General features: G+C 55.4%; 15 protein-coding genes and 1 pseudogene. 7 read left to right on the top strand and 9 right to left on the bottom strand.

Features of this window, described 5'->3' with window-relative positions; genetic code table 11:
- The first annotated feature begins 71 nt into the window (after positions 1–71).
- A complete protein-coding gene (locus tag RGB73_RS23580) occupies positions 72–545 on the top strand; it encodes a GNAT family N-acetyltransferase (protein WP_310765190.1) in 474 nt (157 codons plus the stop codon).
- 328 nt (positions 546–873) lie between these two features.
- On the opposite strand, the gene RGB73_RS23585 is transcribed toward RGB73_RS23580, so the two are convergent.
- Positions 874–1,548: an SOS response-associated peptidase gene (locus RGB73_RS23585; RefSeq protein WP_310765191.1), complete on the bottom strand. Its 675-nt coding sequence runs from the start codon at positions 1,546–1,548 to the stop codon at positions 874–876.
- A gap of 291 nt (positions 1,549–1,839) precedes the next feature.
- On the opposite strand from RGB73_RS23585, the gene RGB73_RS23590 reads away from it, so the two are divergent.
- Positions 1,840–1,977 carry a hypothetical protein gene (locus RGB73_RS23590; protein ID WP_310765192.1) on the top strand — a complete coding sequence of 46 codons (138 nt, stop codon included), beginning with the start codon at positions 1,840–1,842 and terminating at the stop codon, positions 1,975–1,977.
- Between the two features lie 112 nt (positions 1,978–2,089).
- Here RGB73_RS23590 and RGB73_RS23595 read toward each other — a convergent pair whose 3' ends face one another.
- From RGB73_RS23595 to RGB73_RS23615, 5 genes and pseudogenes are all read right to left on the bottom strand, one after another.
- A complete protein-coding gene (locus tag RGB73_RS23595) occupies positions 2,090–6,898 on the bottom strand; it encodes a tandem-95 repeat protein (RefSeq protein ID WP_310765193.1) in 4,809 nt (1,602 codons plus the stop codon).
- A gap of 38 nt (positions 6,899–6,936) precedes the next feature.
- Positions 6,937–7,452, bottom strand: coding sequence for a phage tail protein (locus RGB73_RS23600; RefSeq protein ID WP_310774499.1), 516 nt, complete (start codon positions 7,450–7,452; stop codon positions 6,937–6,939).
- Between the two features lie 45 nt (positions 7,453–7,497).
- Positions 7,498–7,995: pseudogene (locus RGB73_RS23605) on the bottom strand (phage tail protein); the annotation flags it as partial.
- 42 nt (positions 7,996–8,037) lie between these two features.
- Complete coding sequence (locus tag RGB73_RS23610) at positions 8,038–8,553, bottom strand: phage tail protein (RefSeq protein WP_310765194.1); 516 nt, start codon at positions 8,551–8,553, stop codon at positions 8,038–8,040.
- Positions 8,554–8,596: 43 nt separating this feature from the next.
- Complete coding sequence (locus RGB73_RS23615) at positions 8,597–9,055, bottom strand: GNAT family N-acetyltransferase (RefSeq protein ID WP_310765195.1); 459 nt, start codon at positions 9,053–9,055, stop codon at positions 8,597–8,599.
- 225 nt (positions 9,056–9,280) lie between these two features.
- On the opposite strand from RGB73_RS23615, the gene RGB73_RS23620 reads away from it, so the two are divergent.
- Positions 9,281–10,378, top strand: a complete 1,098-nt coding sequence (locus tag RGB73_RS23620; RefSeq protein WP_310765196.1) for a flavin monoamine oxidase family protein — start codon at positions 9,281–9,283, stop codon at positions 10,376–10,378.
- Positions 10,379–10,439: 61 nt separating this feature from the next.
- On the opposite strand, the gene RGB73_RS23625 is transcribed toward RGB73_RS23620, so the two are convergent.
- Complete coding sequence (locus tag RGB73_RS23625; protein WP_310765197.1) at positions 10,440–10,976, bottom strand: GNAT family N-acetyltransferase; 537 nt, start codon at positions 10,974–10,976, stop codon at positions 10,440–10,442.
- Positions 10,977–11,119: 143 nt separating this feature from the next.
- Between RGB73_RS23625 and RGB73_RS23630 the strand changes: the two genes are divergently transcribed.
- Complete coding sequence (locus RGB73_RS23630) at positions 11,120–11,638, top strand: acyl-CoA thioesterase (protein ID WP_310765198.1); 519 nt, start codon at positions 11,120–11,122, stop codon at positions 11,636–11,638.
- Between the two features lie 59 nt (positions 11,639–11,697).
- Positions 11,698–11,877 carry a hypothetical protein gene (locus RGB73_RS23635; RefSeq protein ID WP_310765199.1) on the top strand — a complete coding sequence of 60 codons (180 nt, stop codon included), beginning with the start codon at positions 11,698–11,700 and terminating at the stop codon, positions 11,875–11,877.
- 79 nt (positions 11,878–11,956) lie between these two features.
- On the opposite strand, the gene RGB73_RS23640 is transcribed toward RGB73_RS23635, so the two are convergent.
- Complete coding sequence (locus tag RGB73_RS23640; RefSeq protein WP_310765200.1) at positions 11,957–14,857, bottom strand: WG repeat-containing protein; 2,901 nt, start codon at positions 14,855–14,857, stop codon at positions 11,957–11,959.
- Positions 14,858–15,063: 206 nt separating this feature from the next.
- Here RGB73_RS23640 and RGB73_RS23645 point away from each other — a divergent pair, with 206 nt between their 5' ends.
- The gene (locus RGB73_RS23645) at positions 15,064–16,725 is read left to right on the top strand and encodes an immunoglobulin-like domain-containing protein (RefSeq protein WP_310765201.1); all 1,662 of its coding nucleotides are present in this window, start codon (positions 15,064–15,066) and stop codon (positions 16,723–16,725) included.
- Positions 16,631–17,122 carry a hypothetical protein gene (locus tag RGB73_RS23650; protein ID WP_310765202.1) on the top strand — a complete coding sequence of 164 codons (492 nt, stop codon included), beginning with the start codon at positions 16,631–16,633 and terminating at the stop codon, positions 17,120–17,122. The genes RGB73_RS23645 and RGB73_RS23650 overlap by 95 nt, the downstream gene beginning before the upstream one ends.
- 90 nt (positions 17,123–17,212) lie before the next feature.
- Here the strand turns inward: RGB73_RS23650 and RGB73_RS23655 are convergent, their stop codons facing one another.
- The gene (locus RGB73_RS23655; protein ID WP_310774501.1) at positions 17,213–18,043 is read right to left on the bottom strand and encodes an NAD(P)-dependent oxidoreductase; all 831 of its coding nucleotides are present in this window, start codon (positions 18,041–18,043) and stop codon (positions 17,213–17,215) included.
- Between the last annotated feature and the right edge of the window lie 220 nt (positions 18,044–18,263).

Here is an 18,263-nt window from a genome sequence, read left to right on the forward strand (position 1 = left end):
ACGGCCATGGGTTCCACATCACGATCCCGACGGCAACGTATTGATGTTTTGTCAAAGCTGAGGAGGTACCTATGCATCACATCCGGAATGTCCAGGAACACGATTACACCAGCGTGATCGCTGTCCTCAACGATTGGTGGGGAGGACGGCAAATGTCAGACATGCTGCCCAAGCTGTTTTTTGTCCATTTTCAACCAAGCAGTTTTATCGTGGAAGAGAACGGGGAGATGGTCGGATTTCTCATCGGCTTTTTGTCTCAGACCTTCCCCGGAGAGGCGTATATCCATTTTGTGGGGGTCCATCCCGACAAACGAAAGGAAGGAATGGGCGCGGAGCTGTATCGCCACTTTTTTGCAACAGCCAAGTCAAAAGGCTGCCATACGGTTCGCTGCATTACCTCTCCCGTAAACAAAACCTCGATTGCCTTCCACACGAGGATGGGATTCGAGATCGAAAAAGGCGATCATGTAGTGGACGGAATCCCCGTCTCCTCCAACTACGATGGAAAAGGAAACGATCGGGTCTTGTTTGTAAAACAGATCTGATCGTCTTTTTTCGTCCCGAACGGGTCCGATTTTAGGATTTCGGACTGTTATTCTCCGGCAAGAATGGAGAAGATATGTACCGTTACTCTTGAATACTCTTCAAGGAGGGACTGACTTGGGGAAATATCGCTGTTATTACTGTGAACACGAAACTGACAGCGTCCACCAAATCTTTTTTTTCCAAGGCAAACAGGATCGCGAGGAGCTTCTTTGTGACACGTGTTATGCGGACTGGATCGAATCCTTAAAGAGTGAGCCTTAGGGCAGAGTAACAACCCTGCGCCCACCTGGAGCGGACATGCTCTTGGGTGGGCTCGGTTTTTGCCGGCTAGCCAGACGCTTTTACTTCTTCGATGCACGCTGGAACGTCATTCTTGGCATTTCCCACCAGCGGCGAAACCGGGTATGCTTTCATCTCCTCTGCCGGGAAAGGGCGAAGGAGACGTAACAGCGGCTTCGGATCCTGGAGGCTGCGGTTCAGCCAGACGGCTTCGTCCTCGGGGTGCAGGATGACCGGCATCCGGTCGTGAATTCCGGCCATCAGCGAATTCGGGGAAGTGGTGATGATTGTACAGCTGCTCACCTTCCGACCGTCGGGCGATATCCACGTATCGTACAAGCCGGCCAAGCTAAACAGCTTTTGCGAGGTGAGCATGATTCGCATCGGTTGTTTGCCCGTCTCTGTTTTTTTCCACTCATAAAAACTGTCTGCCGGGATGATGCACCTCTTGCGTTCAAACGGGACGCGGAAAGCGGGCTTTTGCAGCAAGGACTCCGCTCTCGCATTGGTGATAGCCGTTTTTTCATCCTTCGCCCAGGAAGGGACCAAGCCCCATTTCAGCTTTCCTATCCGGTTTTTTTGCCCGTCATGCACCACTGCGATCACCATCTGAGAGGGGCTGACATTGAAGCGGGCGGTATGCTCGATCAATGCAGGGTCTTCAATGCGGTAATACTCCATCAATGCTTCCAATGAGACGGTTAACGTAAACCTGCCACACATACGACGACGACCTCCCACAAGCGTGTTTCCTTCTCCTGCTCCTTCCGATTTCTACATCAGGGCTCTTGTTTCCCCCTCTTCTTTCTCCTAGCGTGATCGTTTTACCCTTTCTCTATGATACCGACCCTCTTGCCTTCTAAACGGATCCATCAAAATTTCCTCTCGATTACCCAATCTTGTCCCTGACATCGCACGGGCGGACAACTTTTTACATAACAATGTCTTAGCGATAGAACAAGTTCTGTTTGTACACCTTGTTCGTCGCTAGCTTTGGCAAAGGAGGGGATTCTTATGGGAAACAGGCACAGGCGTGAAAACGAAGAAATTCGGGAATTGGAACGCGCCATTGAAAGGGCGATTCGCGCTCTCAGGGAGGCTCTTCGCGAACTGAGGGAATTTGACGAAGACGAAGATGAAGACGAAGACTAAGTCAGCTAGCATATGATGGCGGGCCCACCTGAGCATGTGAGGTGGGCCCGTTCGCTACAAATCATGTCTCATGCAAAGGGCAGCCCTGCCATTTCAGGACTGCCCTTCGTTTTTATTCGTCGTCCATGTCCACTACCCACTCTTGCGCATACCCCGTGTAAGAAGTGGCCCGCAACACGAGCTCCCCGCCATCGTACGCGAATGAAGGAATATCGAATTTGCCGCGTTTGATCGTTCCTGCCGCGATGACCTCATCATCGTGCATGAGCTCTACTTTCATGACCGCGGTATCGTCATACAGATCCCCTGTCATGCGAAAGCTCGATTCGTTTCCATCATCCCTACGGCTTAGCTTTTTGACACTCACGCTGCCCTCATCAAACAGCTGGATGGGGAGGGTGATGATCTGTTCCTTTTTCCTCGAGCCATCCGCATTTACGACGAGCTGCACTTGCCGGGGCAAATCAGCCCTCTCGTCGAACAGACGGGCAAAGGAGAACGAACGGCCATCGTCATCCATGTCGGCGTCTTCGCTCTTCTTGCCGATCTGCACTTGGACGGAGAGCTTTTCCTCGTCCGGCAGCTTTCCGTTGATCCGCAATTCCACACCGTCCGCAGACTCCTCGAGTGCTACCTCCACTTCCCGTTCATCGACCCATGGCTGATCGTACACGTTGACGAGGAAGGAGACGGAAGCATCGTTGAATGTTGCAGTGAGCAGAGTGGAGCCTTGCCCATTGGCGACGATTTTTCCTTTGGACGCGGAAGCGACTCTCCGGTTCTTCGACGACCAACGCGCTTCTTCGGTCACATCGCGCTTCGTGCCTTGGGCATATAAGGCAAAGATGCGAATCTCCTCGGTGTCTTTCGGCCTCATGACGAACATCCGCGTATCAGCGGTCAGCTCGACGATTTTGCCAGCTTCTACTTTGACGACCGCCTTGTCTCTTACTTTGCCGTCCAGACTCGATACAGTGATGGTCGCGGTCCCGCTCTGTCGGGCGACGAGCGTGCCCATCTTGTCGACCGTCACGACAGAGGTCCTGCTCGATTTCCAGACGAGCAGATTTTCGGTGTCCTGCTCGGGCTCTACTCGCACAGCAAGCGTGACGGGATCGTCTCCCTCCGTCATGGTCAGCTTGTGCTTCTCCAGCTCGATCTTGGTGATCGGCTTGTACGCTTTCTCCACGGTCAGCTTGTACGTTTTTCGGGCGCCATTTTGGGCGGTGACGATCACCTTGATGTCGTTGGTTCCCGGCTTGAGCGCGATAGGACCGCTGGATGCGCCGCTCTCCACTTCCTCTCCATTTACCGTCACACTGGCTGCAGCGTGTGACGTCGTCGGCGTCACACGAATGCTGTTCACTTCCTCGGCCACTTTGACCGCGTAGCTGGTGCGCCAGTAGTTGAAGGATGGAGAGAGCTTGCCTTCGGATACGCGCAAGGACGCCAGCGTTGCATCGTTGCTCGCTTTGCGGCTGATCGTGACGGTGGCCACGTTGGAGTCCGCTTTTCCGTCGTTCACCTTAAACGTAAAGCTGTCCTCGCTGATCGTGGAGCTTCCCTTTTTGGGCGTGTAGGTGTACGCGCCCGTCTCGGCGTTGGTCAGGGTGACCTTCCCTTTGCTCGCCTGGCGAACCAACTCGAACGTCAGTGGATCCCCGTCCTCATCCTTGGCTTGCAGCACGCCTTTTGCCAGCTCCGCCTTCTCCGCCAGCAAGAAGCCGTTCAACGCCCTTGGCGGATGATTGACTTCTGTCACCGTGACGCGGAAGGTTTCGCTCGCGCTGTACTTCCCGTCACTGACCACAACGGTAATCGCCGCGGTGCCATGCTCGCCCGCTGCCGGTGTCACCCGTATCGTCCGGTTGGCTCCGCTGCCGCCGAGCTCGATTCCCTCATTCGGGATGAGCGTTTGGTTGTCGGAATACGCGGTGACCGCCAACGTACGCGGATCGTCGTCGAAGTCGCTTACCTGGAATGCCACGTCTTCGGTATGCCCGCCCTGCTCGATGGTCTGATCAGAGATCGCGCTGATCGTCGGCGGATACACCGGCTGAGGTGGTACGACGACTGCCGAAATCGTCACTCTCACCGTGGCCCTGTTGGAATCCAAAGCGCCATCATTTGCCACATATGTGAAAGAATCGCTTCCGGTCGCATTTCGAGTCGGCGTAAACGTAAACTGACCGGTCGCGGAGTCGATCCTGACAGTACCCTTGGCAGGAGAACTCGCCAAGGTGTATGTGAGCGCGTCTCCGTCCACATCGCTCGCGTCAAGCCAGCCCTGCTTCACCTGGTTTTGCGTCAGTCGCAATGTCACGTCACGTGCCACCGGCGGATCGTTCACAGGAGTGATGGTCATAGAAATTCGGGCCGGTACGGTGGCGTACGCCTGTCCATCTGAGCCATTCCAGAAAAAGGAGGTACGGCCATTCCAGTTGGGATCAGGTGTAAAGAGCAGCCTGGACAAGCTGGACAAGCCGGCGACCGGAATCTCTTCTGCCGCTGCCACGTCCCTCCCATCCAGCGTCAGCTTCCCATGTGCCGGCAAGCTTTCGATCCGTACGGTCTGCAAACCATCCCCGTCTTCATCGCGGTAGACAAAGTCGCTCTCGGCAAAGTGCAGAGATGTATCCTCCGCCCCGGTCAACGACTTGTCAACAACTGTAGGCGGCCGGTTGCCTACCGTTTTCTTGATGTTGATCGTGACCACCGCCGCTGCCGCGGAATAGCCTGTGCCGTCGTGGCCTTTCCATTGGAAATCGACAGTGCCGCTCCAACCGCTCTCCGGCACATAGCTCAACTTCGACAGGTCGGATGCCGGGATGACCTGCCCGGACGTCACCGGACCTCCATCCAACTGCAGGCTGCCCGAAGCAGGCAGGCTGGCAATCTGGACCTGCTTCAAAGAATCACCTGGATCCGCATCGACAAACGCGCTCACGAAATCCTGCGCGGTAAAGGCAATAGGCTGATCCACCACCCCGGTCTTGGCGAAGTCCTTTACCGTTGGCAGCACGTTCCCCTGGGAAATGGCGAGCGAAAATTCGGCGGCCTGATCCGAATAGCTCGTACCGTCATACCCCTTCCAGGCAAACGAGTCGCTTCCTGTCCAGTCTAGGTTTGGCGTATAGAGCAGTGAAGGCGTGTCTGCCGCCGGTATTTCCTGATTGAGCACGACCGCAGTGCCATTCAGCGTCAAGACGCCGTTTTCAGGCAGCTGCACGATCTGTATCTTTTGCAGATCCGCTTTTTCCGGATCGTCAAAAACAGAGGCAAAATCGCTTTCCGCAAAACTGATCGGCCCGCCTGCTTGTCCGCTCTTGCTGCTGCTCCGCACTACAGGAGGCTCGTCTACATCCTGAATCGTGATCGTGAAGACCTGATTGCTGCTCCAGCCGGCGGAATCATGCGCCACCACGGTAATTTGGTACGTCCTTTGCGTCTCATGGTCAAAAATCTTGTTGGACAGCAGTTTATCTCCACTGATTACGAAGCTGTCCGTATCCCCGGCGGCCAGCGAGTAAGTGTACGTCGCTCCCGGGTTCGGCCCTTTCGTCTGCAGGGTGCCGATTTCGGTCAGAAGCGGTTGGTTCTCCGCGATCCCGCTGTTCGTCAGCGTGAGTTCGGGAGGTGTGCCCGGTTCGCCACGGTTAACGACAATTTGATAGACGGCTTTGACGCCGGTACTCGATGTCACTTCGATCTGCACCGTCGTGCTGCCCGGGCCGATGGAAATGGCACTGCTTGGCGTTCCGTTGGCTAACGGCGTACTCTTTTCGTTTTCCCTCAGGACCATGGTCGCCTTTTTTTCCTGGGTAGACGGCGTCATCGTCATGCTGGTCGTCGTTTCCGGGACACTGACCGTATAATTGAACACACTCGCAGAAAAATCCGGCGACAAGCTTCCCGTGCTGAGAACGAGTCGTTTCAGCTTTTCCGAAGGCTCTTCCTGTGTGAGCAGAACCGCTGTGTCCCCTCCGCCGACCGTGACCAGCTGTCTTTGCTCGGCCGAGTAGCCGATGCTGTACAAGTCGTCAGAAGTGCCCGACGATTCCTCGTCCGTCCAATTTTCTGCATCCGGGGAGACCAGCAGTTTGCCTTTTCCCCCTGCAGCCACGTATTTTCCGTTTCCGTACGCGACGGTGTAAATCTCTCCTGTAACCGTTCCCGTGGCTGCGGACCAGGAGCTCGCGTCTGTGGATGAATAGATCGAGCTGGAGCCAGTCGCCACGAATTTTCCGTTTCCGTAATGGACTCCGTAAAGCGGACTGCTCGACATATTTTTTTCACTCCAGACCATCCCGTTTGCCGAGGTGTACAGGCTGCCGGAAGAGCCGACTGTCACGAATTGTCCGTTGCCATAGGCCACACCAAACAGCGTTTCTCCGGCGTCTCCGGGGAAAATTTGCTCGTCCCACTCGATGCCGTCTGCTGACGAGAGCAAGATGCCATTGCCCACTGCGACATAGGTACCTTGGCCATCATACGCGATGCCGTATAGGTCATGATCTGTATTCGAGGTTTGAGAGCTCCAGCCGCTCGCTGCCGTCTTTCCTGCAGAACGGTAAATCTTCCCGCCGCTCCCGACCAACAGCCAGTGCTGACCGTCGTGGACGGCATCGGTCCATTCGTTCGAAGCACCTGCAGGTTCTTCTCTCTCCCAATTGGTGCCATCTTCGGAAACGATGACCGTCGCGGATGCTCCTGCAACAAGCCACTCCCCTCCGCCGTAGCGAACGGTCTGCAAGACATTTTTCGTCGGTAGCCCGGTTTCCTCGGTCCATGATGCCGCGGCTGCCCTTGCCGGCTGCGGGAAAGGGAAAGCGACGGAAAGCAGGAGCAAGCATGCGAGCATCATCCAGCAGCTCTTTCGCAGCCGGCGGATGAGCTCTCGATGAAGCAGAGGCCTGTCCATATGGAATCCCTCCATTCTTCATGAATCTTTGCGTCCATTCATTCCCTTGGGGGGAATTGCCCATCCAAGCAGATGATAAAATTCACCGCAAGATACGGCTGTCGGTTGTTATGAGGCGTACCGGATCCTGCATTGGACAGCGCCAGGACGTTCATCTGTTTGCCTGATTCCGGCGAACCCTGGTAGAGCGGGGTTTCCCGCTTGACGAACTTTCCTTGCTTGGGTGCTTGCGCCCAGACGGCATTTTCCGGGGAGTTCGTGCTTCCGACCTGATCGGCAGCCCGTGCTGTATGGCGATGGGCTGGCATCTCGATTTCCTTGAGACTGACACTCTCGGAGCCGACCTGCTGGCCAAGCTCTCTTGGGGATAGACCGCTTCCTTGTCCCCAGTGCATGGGAGCTCGACCTTGCAGATCCGGCAAAGCGAAGTTCCTCACCCCATCCCCGCCGTACCTGGGCCCGATGATCGAATAGAGGGCGGCGTACGATTCGATCGGCAACGTTTGTCCATTGCATAAAGCCCACCCGCTCGGGGCGAAATTCCCCCCAAACATTCGGATTTCACCAAGGTACCCCTCCACCAGACTCGCCCCTTCGCCTCGGGGTGGAAAAACCCCTTGCAACGCGATACAAAAATTCATGGCGAGATAAGGCTGCCGGTTTTCATGCGCCTGTCCCCCGCCTGCCGATGTCAAAGCCGCCGGTGACATGGCGAGGTTCATGATTTTGTCATCGACTGGAGCGTAGCTGTTTTCCTTGGCTGCCCATACGCTGCCTTTCGGCGAAACTTGCTGCGCCTCCTGTGAGGATACGGAAGCAGGATGGGTGTGCGTCGGCATCTCCGACCACGTCAACGTGTGCGCTTCCTCCCCGCCGAATTGCCCGAGAACGACAGTGGGGCTGGGGTGGACGGGCGCTCGCCCTTGAAGATTCGGAAGGGCAAAAGTGGTTTTGCCGTCACCGCCGTACGCTAAGCCGAGAATGGAGAACAAGGCCGTATTTTGCTGTAAAGGCATGAGCTGCCCATTGCAAAGTGCCCAGCCTTTTGGAGCGTAGGTACCTGCGAATAAGCGAATTTCCCCGATGAACGGTTCCATGCGGATTCCCCCATTTCATCCATGTGATTCCATTTGAAAAAACTAGTCCCTCGGTGGAAAAATCCCCACCAATGCAATCATGAAGCTGAGCCCGAGGGATGGCATCATATTGTCGTGAGGCTGGTTTCCGCCAGCGCTCGCTATGGCTTCTACGCTCATGTCGACCAGAGAGTCGAGCGACTTCGAATAAGAAGTCTGCGGCTGCACAGCCCAAGTATTGCCCACTGGCGTATCTGCACCTGATGCGGATTCCGCCGCGATCGTATGGGTATGGTTGGGAATCTGGTTCAGAGTCAATGTCACGCGCTCGACTCCCCCCCTCGAGCCTAGCAGGTAAGGGGTGCCGTTGTTCAAATTCCCCGTCCCGACCGGAATTCTCCCGCGCAGATCAGGCAGGGCAAACGTATTTACCCCGTCACCGCCATAGTTGGTCCCAATCAAAGAGAACAGCTCAGTATTTTGAGCAATCGGAATGAGTCTCCCGTCGCACAACGCCCATCCAGGCGGAGCGTAATTCCCCGCGAACAGGCGGATTTCACCGATATACGCCTCTGCCATTTGCAAATCCCTCCCCGTTTCATTGTTGGAAGCGCAATTGGTCTCAGGACCACTGCATGCGCACGTACACCCCATCTCCCGAGACCACCGAAAAACCCAGCCTGTCATACAATCGCTTGGCTGGGTTGGATACATGTACGCTCAAGGATAAGGTCTTTTTTTGTTGAACCGCCTCCTGCTGCAACTGCCGCAAGATGCCGGTGCCGATGCCTTGGCTGCGAAACGCGGGCAAAAGGGATACATCTACCACGTGAATGGCAGAGTCCGTCCGATCGAGGATGAGCCGACCGGCCTTGACCTGATCGACCGCGATGATCTGATGATCCGCACCGGGATACAGCAATCGGTACGATTGCGTTTGCGCCATCCATTGCATGCGAAAAAACTGTTCAGCCGTCTTTTGATCGAATCCCCAAGATGCGATTTCGTCTTCTCGGGTAGAGGCGAACAGTTGGAATAAGAAGAGGTCATCGTCTGCACAAACAGGAACGGTGGCAATCATGTAGCTCCTCACAAAAACAGATATGTACATATGGCAAGTTTTTCATTTCTCATTCTATGGAATCGGATTCTCGTAGTCAATCATCTCTCTGAAAGGATATGGTAGACGAATGGATGACTATGGTATAACTGGAGTAGATAACGTAGATCGTGATGCCTGTGCCGGATAGATTGCCGAAGCGGCTACCGTTACACATTTTGATAGATTCGGAGAGGAGATTGGGTAATGGGTCTCAAAGTAAGCAGACGCTCTTTTATCAAAACCGGCGTCGTTGCCACTGTTTCCGGCATGCTCTGGAGAGACGCCGCTCGCGTGCTGCCGATTCAGACAGCACAAGCGGCGTCTTCGCCCAAGCAGACCAAATCAGCCGACGTGATTGTAGTGGGGGCGGGCATTTCCGGCCTGGCAGCCGCAGATGCTTTGCGAAAGAACGGCTACAGCGTGATCGTCCTCGAGGCCCGCGACCGGATCGGCGGGCGGATCTGGACGGAATACGAGGGCGGCACTCCTACCGAGCTTGGCGCTTCCTGGCTGCATGGCATTCATTACGGGAGTCCCGCTCCGTTCTTGGCACAGACCTACGCCCTTGGGAAAGCCGACCCCGCCAAAGGCTTGGACTATACGTACCGCGATTGGCTCTCTCAGCTGGACATCCGCCAAAATCAGATCGTCCACGGTGTCTCCCACGATGACAACGGCGTGAGAATCGCCACTTACAGCGATGTGTTCAACGCCAAGTACGCCGTCATCACCCTCCCGCTCGGAGTGTTGAAAAGCGGAAGCGTCGCATTTTCACCCGAGCTTCCCCTACGCAAGCAGGAAGCCATCGATCGGCTGGATACGGGCTTGATGAACAAGCTGTACCTCCACTTCCCGCATGTGTTTTGGGAGCAGGATGCCGACACCATCCGCCTGGAGTCACCTTCGGGAGATGCACAAGAATATGTAAACCTGCACAAATTTACGGGGCAACCTGTACTGCTCGCCTCCTTCACGGCCCAGGCAGCCGCGGAGCTGGAAAAATGGAGCGACGAACAAATTACGGAGCATGCCATGGCTGCGCTCGTCCGGCAATACGGCGACAGCATCCCGCATCCGACTGCCAGCAAATCGACGCGCTGGGCATCTGATCCGTTTGCCCGCGGCTCCTATTCCTACCATTCTGCTGTGACGTCCGGAGAAGACATGCGCATCCTGGGGGAGAGCGTGAACAACCGGCTGTTTTTCGCGGGAGAAGCGACCAATCCCGACAACTGCGCCAGCGTCCACGGCGCGTATTTGACCGGTTTGCGGGAAGCCCAAAAAATCATGGGCATCGCCTGACCATTGCGCAGTTCCCCCCTCTCCATAACACCTCGTCGGAGAGGGGTTTTTGCGTCCCTAGCTACAGCACCCGCTCCAGCTGGATGTCCAGCGGCTCCTTTTCATAAATCCTCGGGTTGATTTCAGCTGCCAGGACGCAGCCTACGGAGCGGTAAAACTGCTGGGTTTCGACAGACGGGTGGGCAGCGATGTACAGCTTTTTCGCTCCTTTTTCCCTGGCCAGCCGGCAGCAGGAAGCAAACAGCTTCTTGCCGATCCCCTTACCTCTATGCTCGCTGGATATGTGTATGTACGGAAGCTCGAGATATTGGCCCTTGCTGCCGAAGAGCGTCCCTTCGACATTGGCAAACCCGATCAGCATTCCCGCATCGTAGGCCCCTACCACGCTGCCGCCCGTACGCACGCAATTCTTCAGGTCTTCAATGACCAGCTGCTTCTTTTGTCCATCCCATTCATCTATGAAAAAGTCGTCCTTTTGCTTCCACTCTCCGTCTTCGATATACCAGACGCGGCGGGTTTCTTGCCTCCGATGAAAGCCGCTCAGGAAATCTCCCCCCAGATCTGCAAGATTCAGTTCCCTCAGCACGCATTCCGCCATCTGATCACGCCCTCGTTTTTCTTTTCATCTTAGCACGGAAATCCCTTTTTGACTTGATTAGGGAAAAGGGTTTGTGGAACAATGAAAACTAGCAAGATCATCCAATCACGAGGAAAACGCTATCGAAAAGGGGTCCTCTCCACATGACAGCAGAACGCTTTGTTCGGGAGACGCGCACATTCAAGGCAAGTCACGTCCTTCCCCCGGACACGAACAATCACAATACGCTATTCGGGGGCAAGCTGATGTCCTACATCGATGACGTCGCTTCGGTCTCGGCCATGAAGCTGGCCCGCGGACCTGTCGTGACCGCTTCCACGGATTCCGTCGACTTCCTGCATCCGATCCCGGTCGACCACGAAGTGTCGCTCGAAGCCTTCGTTACCTGGACGCACAAGACCTCGATGGAAATTTTCGTCAAAATCGTCGCAGAAGACCTGCTGACGGGTGAGCGGACGGTTTGCGCCACCTCGTTTTTGACCTTTGTTGCGCTGGGGGAAGACGGCAAGCCAACCATGGTACCGAAAGTCATCCCGGAGACGAAGGAAGAGATTTTTCTGCACGACAGCGCTCCCGAGCGGGCAGAAGCGCGAAAGCAAAGGCGGACCCGCAGCAAGCACCTGGCTGACTTGCTTGGGACGCGCAGACCCTGGGAGCCCTAGAAACAAACTTTCGCCAGCCCCCTTTTCATCCGGAAGGGGGCTGATTTATGAGGTGAACCATGATGAATCAATTGGAACTCACGACCTTGATTGCCTATCTCGCCTTTACCGTCTTTTTTCTCGTCGCGTACAAGCTGGATCAGGTGTCGCTTCTTGGGCTCGTCCTGTGCCTGATCGGCACGGCTGTCCTGGCCGTGCTCTTTTACGTCCTCATGGGTCGTTTCTGGCCCTCATTTTGAACAGGACTTCACGCAAAGACCATTGAAAAAGGCGTAACGACCATGAATTTCTCATGGAAGTTGCGCCTTTTTGCCGTCGCTAGTTTTGAGCCAGGTAAGCCGCGAGCAGTTGCTTTGCCTGCTTGTTGTACTGATCTGTCAAGGTCTGGAGCGCTTTTGCCATCGTATCCTGCGGCAGCGGCAACGGGAGCTGTTCTACCGGCTTCCCTCCCACCAGAATCATGGAGGTCAGCATTTGCTTCTGGGCTGGTGTGAGTGCAGCGGCAGACAGCTTTTTCGGTTGGGCCGCCTTCTTTCCGGCTGGCGTGTGCAGCAGCTCCCGGAAAAACAGCTCATGGTAGTAAGCATACAGGTCCATGATTGGCTCCGGATTTTTCCCCCTCACCAGTCCTCTGCTGTTCGCCCAGCGAAGGAGATCAAGGGAAGTCATTTGGCTCGCCTGCCCCGTCTCCATGTAGTAGCACAAGGCGTACAAGTCGTTTTCACTCATGATTGTGCGATTTGCATCCTCCTTGATGATGCCTTTGGACACGAGATAGGCCAGCACTTCCTCTTTGCCCGCTTCCTTCGGCAAGCCGAGATAGAGGGCCAGGTTCGCGAAAAACTGCCGCTTGCTGTCGATGCCGACCTGCCAACTGTACGGCTTGTCGAGAGCGATCAGTTCCAAGGCGTTTTGCCGGACCAAAGACTGGTAGGCGGGAAACGCCTGCACTGTCATAGGCCGGTACGTCAAGACCGGGCTTTTGGTGAGGAATGCCGTGTGGAACAGCTCTTTCCCGTCTTGACCGAGGTAGCCGATTTGCTGCCTCGCCGTGAACAGGTAAGGAGGCTGACCCGCATCGTTCCAGATCTGCGGGAAAACGCTCTTGCTCAGGTAGATGTTCTCGTAGTTGGGTCCGGTCAGGACGTTTCCGCCGACACCCAGCAGCCCGTACAAGCCTGTCCTCGCATCCTGGTACGCGATCGCACCCGGCTTTCCGTCGCCTGTATCCAAATAATTCAGCGAGCGGTACCCCCCATTTGTGACTCGTTTCCCTTCGGAGGTATAGACGTCCCAGCCTATGCCTTGCCGGACGAACAACCGGTCCAGGCCCTCCTGGGCAACGAGCTCGCTGATCCCTTCCAGCTGCCGTGCCATCTGGCCGTTCAATTTGGCCCACACATCGTAGGATCCGTCTGGACGGCTCAGCATGAAAAACAGTTTTCCAGACGTGTTTCTCGCGGTGACCGTTTCATAGGCGAAATCCGTCACCGGCTGTATTTGACCGCCGGCAATCTGGATCAACGCCACTTTATCCGAATCCGCTTTGACCCCTGCCGTATACGTCACGTTGTCGATCGTGGCAAAGGAAACAGACGGTTGGTAAGGAGAGTCCGGCACCTGAGGAATTTGAATGTCTTTTGTCAAAAGCTCGCCTGTCTCCGAATACAGATCAGCTACCTTCGCGCCTATCGCAACGATCAGCTTGGAGCCTCCACGCTCCATATAGATGCTGCGGTACGCCTTGCTGATGGTCTCCCCCGTCTGCCGGTCCACGAGAACATACCCGGTTCCGGGGGTTCCGGTGCTCTTGAGACGCTCAGACAGAACTTCCTCTCTCGGCGGCGCGCTGTCCCCTTTGATTTCTCCGTCAAAGCCGTACGCCGTCGTTTTCCCGTCCGCCGTCCTGACGAGCACCTGGTTCGTGCTGGAATCGTAGGAGATGACGGTATTTTCCTGCGGCGGGAAAATTAGACCTTTGGATTCCGAATACAGGCCGATCCGATTGCCGTCCTTTATGCTCAGCATGCTGTACGAGCCCAAGGTGGTGTAGGAATCGAACCAAAATTCCGGCTCGCGCATCGGCTTGTTCCAGCCGGGAATGAGTCCTTTCTTTCCATCGGCGCGAACCAGCACCTGTGCGGCTGGCGGCCCCTCCACTTTCGGGTACGCAAACGGCACGACCGTCTTACCGCCGATTTCAACGATGCCGTACAGTCCTGTCTGGGTATCCTGTCCCAGCACGTAGCCGTCGCGCAAGTACTGCGCCCCTTTCCGCAGCGTGTGAGAGGTCCGTTTGGATATCGAGTAGTAAGTGACGGTGTCTTTGTCCATGGTCAGATAGACATCTTTTTCGTTGCCCAGGATCTCTACGCCGGCGAATTGCGGCTCAGCCAGCATCCGGCCGTCTTTCCACAGACCGGCGCCCTTTGGCCCCTCCACACGGACGAAGCCGTTGTTCCAGAAGTACAAGGCTTTGTAATTCGGGGCAAGCACGTTTTTCCCCGAAACGTCGACGAGCCCTTCCTTGCCGCCGGACCTGACTTTGAGATAGGCCGTCTTCGGTCCGCCTTCATTTGGAATCAGCTCGGCGTTTTTGAGCGTAAACTTCGGAGCGAATGTCGCGGGATCGTACAGCGTAATCTGCTTGCCTACGCTCGCCAACGGATAACGCACGGGATTGGCATCCGGATTGTCCGCGTCTTGGGGATTCACGAGCTCCACGAAGGAAAGCTTGCCGGCAAAAGGCTTGATCAGCTCCTTTCCGGACGGATCCAGAAGCATGGAGGTCTGTCCGACCATGTTGATCACCGTATCATGCGCCGCTGACAGGTAGTACGTATGGGCACCCGCAAACTTCGCGGACAGCTTGCCGTTCGTCAGATCCACATATTGAGACCATCCGCCTTTTTGGACGATGGCGATCTTGCCCGGACTGGGCAGCTGGATGTTGTCCCAGATGGCCGGAGTGATTTCTTTCCCGGTCTTGTTGTCCAGAATGCCCTGTTTGCCAGCCTTCGTCACGATCGTGTAGTTCGAATAGCGGCTGAACTCGTCGTACACCGGCTTGGAAACGAGCTTGGCACCATCGGTAAATCCGTATTTGTAGTCGGTCAAATAAGGCTGAATGGATGAAAACGAGGCTGCCTGTGCGGCCGGCATCCAAGCGCCTGTGCCGAGCAATAGAGCCGTGCAGGCCGTGATAATGCGTCTTTTCATAGCGCTGTCTCCTCCCTGTGGAGTCTCCATCTTGCTCTTATTCAGACGCTGGGGAAAGGAAAAGGTTTCAGCTGCCAAAAGCCATTTCAGGCTCGGACACATGCTTCGTTACCCGAATTGTGAATTTTACAGAAAAAGGAAGGTACTTAAGACTGTCTACCCGAACTCTATCAAGGACTTGTAAATCGTTAGGAGGGTGAAAGCGAATGTGGACAAGGAAGAAGTTTATTCAGGTTTGCGTAAGCCTCTTATTGTTGGCGTTGTCGCTGGGCGGAGGAGGAAGTCTTGCCGGGGCAGCAGGCAGTCCTGTTACGATCTACGAGAATTCGCACAGTGTCAGGATCGGTTTTTTGCCGATGTCGTACTATACCGTCACGATAAAGAAAGCGGACGTGCTGGTAGGCCAGGCGACGAGTCACTCCCTTTCCTACCATGGCTCCTATCTGTATGACGTCCCTCTGGATACCTCCTTATTTCAAGCAGGAGATACACTGACCGTCGATATCCAGTCTCCCATCCCCAGTGAACGGGTCACCTACGATACGGTCGTACAGGCTGTAACCAACGAGAAAACAACCGATCTCCCCTACGATCTAAGCTACCTGGATGACCTGAGCGGAAAAGTGGCGGGGAAAGTCTCAGGTTATACCATCATTACGGTAAAGAGAGAGGCCGAAGTGGTCGGACGAGCCGTTTCGCTTCCGGGGGATACGGGATTTGATTTCTTTTCCCTGACGCTTCCACCCGGCAGTCTCCACGCCGGCGATATCTTGACCCTCACCAGTGAAATTCCCGGCCGCCTGGAAAGCGATCCGGTGGAAGTCCGCGTGTTTGCCGTTGCCGAGACGGTCGCCCGCTCGAAAGAAAAGCTTTCCTGGAGTCTGTCACAAACGAACATGCCGACAACGGACGATTTCGGCTCCACGATCAGCTGGTGGTCGAGCAATCCCGATGTCATCACCACGACTGGCAATGTCTATCCTTCCACCGAAAAAGAGGAAAACGTCACGTTGAGAGCCACCATCACCAGAGGAGATGCGAGCGATACCAAAGAATTCAACGTGACTGTCCCGCAGGACCGCCCCTACCATCCGGAGCTCTACGAAAACAGCAAGTTCTTTTTCATGTCGGCGCCGTACAGTTGGTTGACCATTACGATCAAAAATGGCGAAACGCTCCTCGCTACCGTCACAGCAACGGGACAAGAACGTTCCACCTACCATTACTTTTCCTACCTCGATACCTCGCTGTTTCAAAAGGGCGATACGGTTACATTCTCCATCTATGATCCTGCAAAGGAAAAAACGTATACAGTCCCTGTCGCAGTAAAACCCGCAGCCGACAAGAAAAGCCCTCAGCCTTCGAAAATCACGGCTATCAAGGAGACGGACACAACGATTCGCGGCGAGGTCAAAAATGGGCAAAAATCATGGGTGACCATCACGAAGAACGATACGCTCATAGGCCAGGGCGTCACGAGCCCAAACTACGACAGTGTCCAATCCTTCTTCATACCCATCATGGATGGGGCCACACTGAGAGAAGGAGATCCGGTGAGAATCACGATCGAGACCCCTGGGCTCTTGCCAAGCGATCCCTTGGAAACCATCGTACATTCAGCTGATTACTCGGCAGAAGACGACGAAGCGGTCAACCAGGCCGTGCTTTGGCTGCAAGAGACCATGAGCCAGGTGACTTACACCCCTCCCAGCGTGTATCTCCCGACGGACGGCATCTATGATACGACCATTTCGTGGTGGTCCAGCAATCCCGATGTCATCTCCCCTGCGGGTGAGATTTCCCCTCCAAAACTCCAAAAAGCCCGTCTCCATCAAAAAGGACGGCACCTATCTCCTGGCGTATCGTAGCATCGACAAAGCCGGAAATGTAGAAGAAACCCACGAGCGCGAATGGAAGCTGGACCAGACGCCGCCTCAAGTAAAAGCGTCCGTCGACAAGCCAGCGTTATCGCCGGTCAACCATGAGTTGGTTCCCATTCAAGTCAGCCTCGCCTACAGCGATTCGTTGTCCGGCATTCAATCGGCGGAGTTGGCATCCATCACCAGCAATGAACCGGATATGGACCCGAGCGATATTCAGGATGCAGATTTCGGTACGGAGGACACTTCCTTTATGCTGCGGGCTGAACGGACAGGCTCCGGAAAGAAGAACTCGCCCCGCATTTACTCCATTACCTATGTCGTGAAAGACAAGGCTGGCAATGCGGCTTCACAGGTCGTAAAGGTGACGGTTCCTCGGAAATAAAAGAAGAAAAACGAGCTGCCCCATAGGGTAGCTCGTTTCTTTGATGGGGTAGGCTTTCGGGCTTAGACTTTTTTCCACCATGCCCACACTTTACTTCTCAAACCATTTGATCAAGGCCTGCGTCCCGTTGTCCTCCAACCCGTTTGCCGCCAGCTCGTCGTAGAGCGATTTGGACAGCTCCAGCCCTGGCGTGAGCAGCCCCATTTCCTTCGCCGCTTCCAGAGCGATGCCCATGTCTTTGATGAAATGCTTGATGTAGAAGCCCGGCTCGAAGTTGCCGGCGATCATGCGCGGCGCGAGATTGCTGAGCGACCAGCTGCCCGCTGCACCTGCCGCGATGCTGGAGAGCACGCGCGTCGGGTCGAGCCCCGCCTTTTTTGCGTAGGCGATGGCTTCGCACACGCCGATCATGTTGGTGGCGATGGCGATCTGGTTGCACATCTTGGTGTGCTGCCCGGCTCCCGGTCCGCCCTGCAGCACGACGTTCGTTCCCATGATTTTCAGCAGCGGCTCGACAGCATCGAAGGCTTCCTGATCGCCGCCGACCATGATCGTGAGGCGGGCTTCACGGGCACCGATGTCCCCTCCGGAAACAGGAGCGTCCAGCGAGTGCAGATCGCGACCTTTGGCTTCCTCGTAGATTTTTTTCGCCAGGGAAGGCTTGGAGGTCGTCATGTCGATCAAATAAGATCCCGGCTTCGCGTGGGCGACGATTCCTTCTGCTCCCAGATACACTTCCTCCACGTCGCTCGGGTAACCGACCATCGTGATGATGACATTCGACGCCTTCGCCAGCTCCGACACCTGTTCTTTCCAAACGGCGCCTTGCGCTAGCAAATCTTCCGCTTTGGCTTTGGTCCGCGTATACACCAAGACCGGGTAGCCCGCTTGCAAAAAGTGCGACGCCATGCTCTTGCCCATGACGCCCGTCCCGACGAATCCAATCACGGTCTCTTTCGCTTGCAAATTCACATGTACCACTCCTATCGTTCATCTCTTCTCCCCTTTAGTAGTTCTCTGAATCCTGCCGCGTTTCCTGCCTTTTCGTGACCGGCAAGATTGACGCCCACGTTTGCTCGCGGGCGCCTTCGAGGTCTTGATCGTCTTTGGCAAAGGGAAATAAGGAGTATCGCCGCCCGCC

Origin of the sequence: Brevibacillus brevis, assembly GCF_031583145.1 — a bacterium.
GTDB lineage: Bacteria > Bacillota > Bacilli > Brevibacillales > Brevibacillaceae > Brevibacillus > Brevibacillus brevis_E.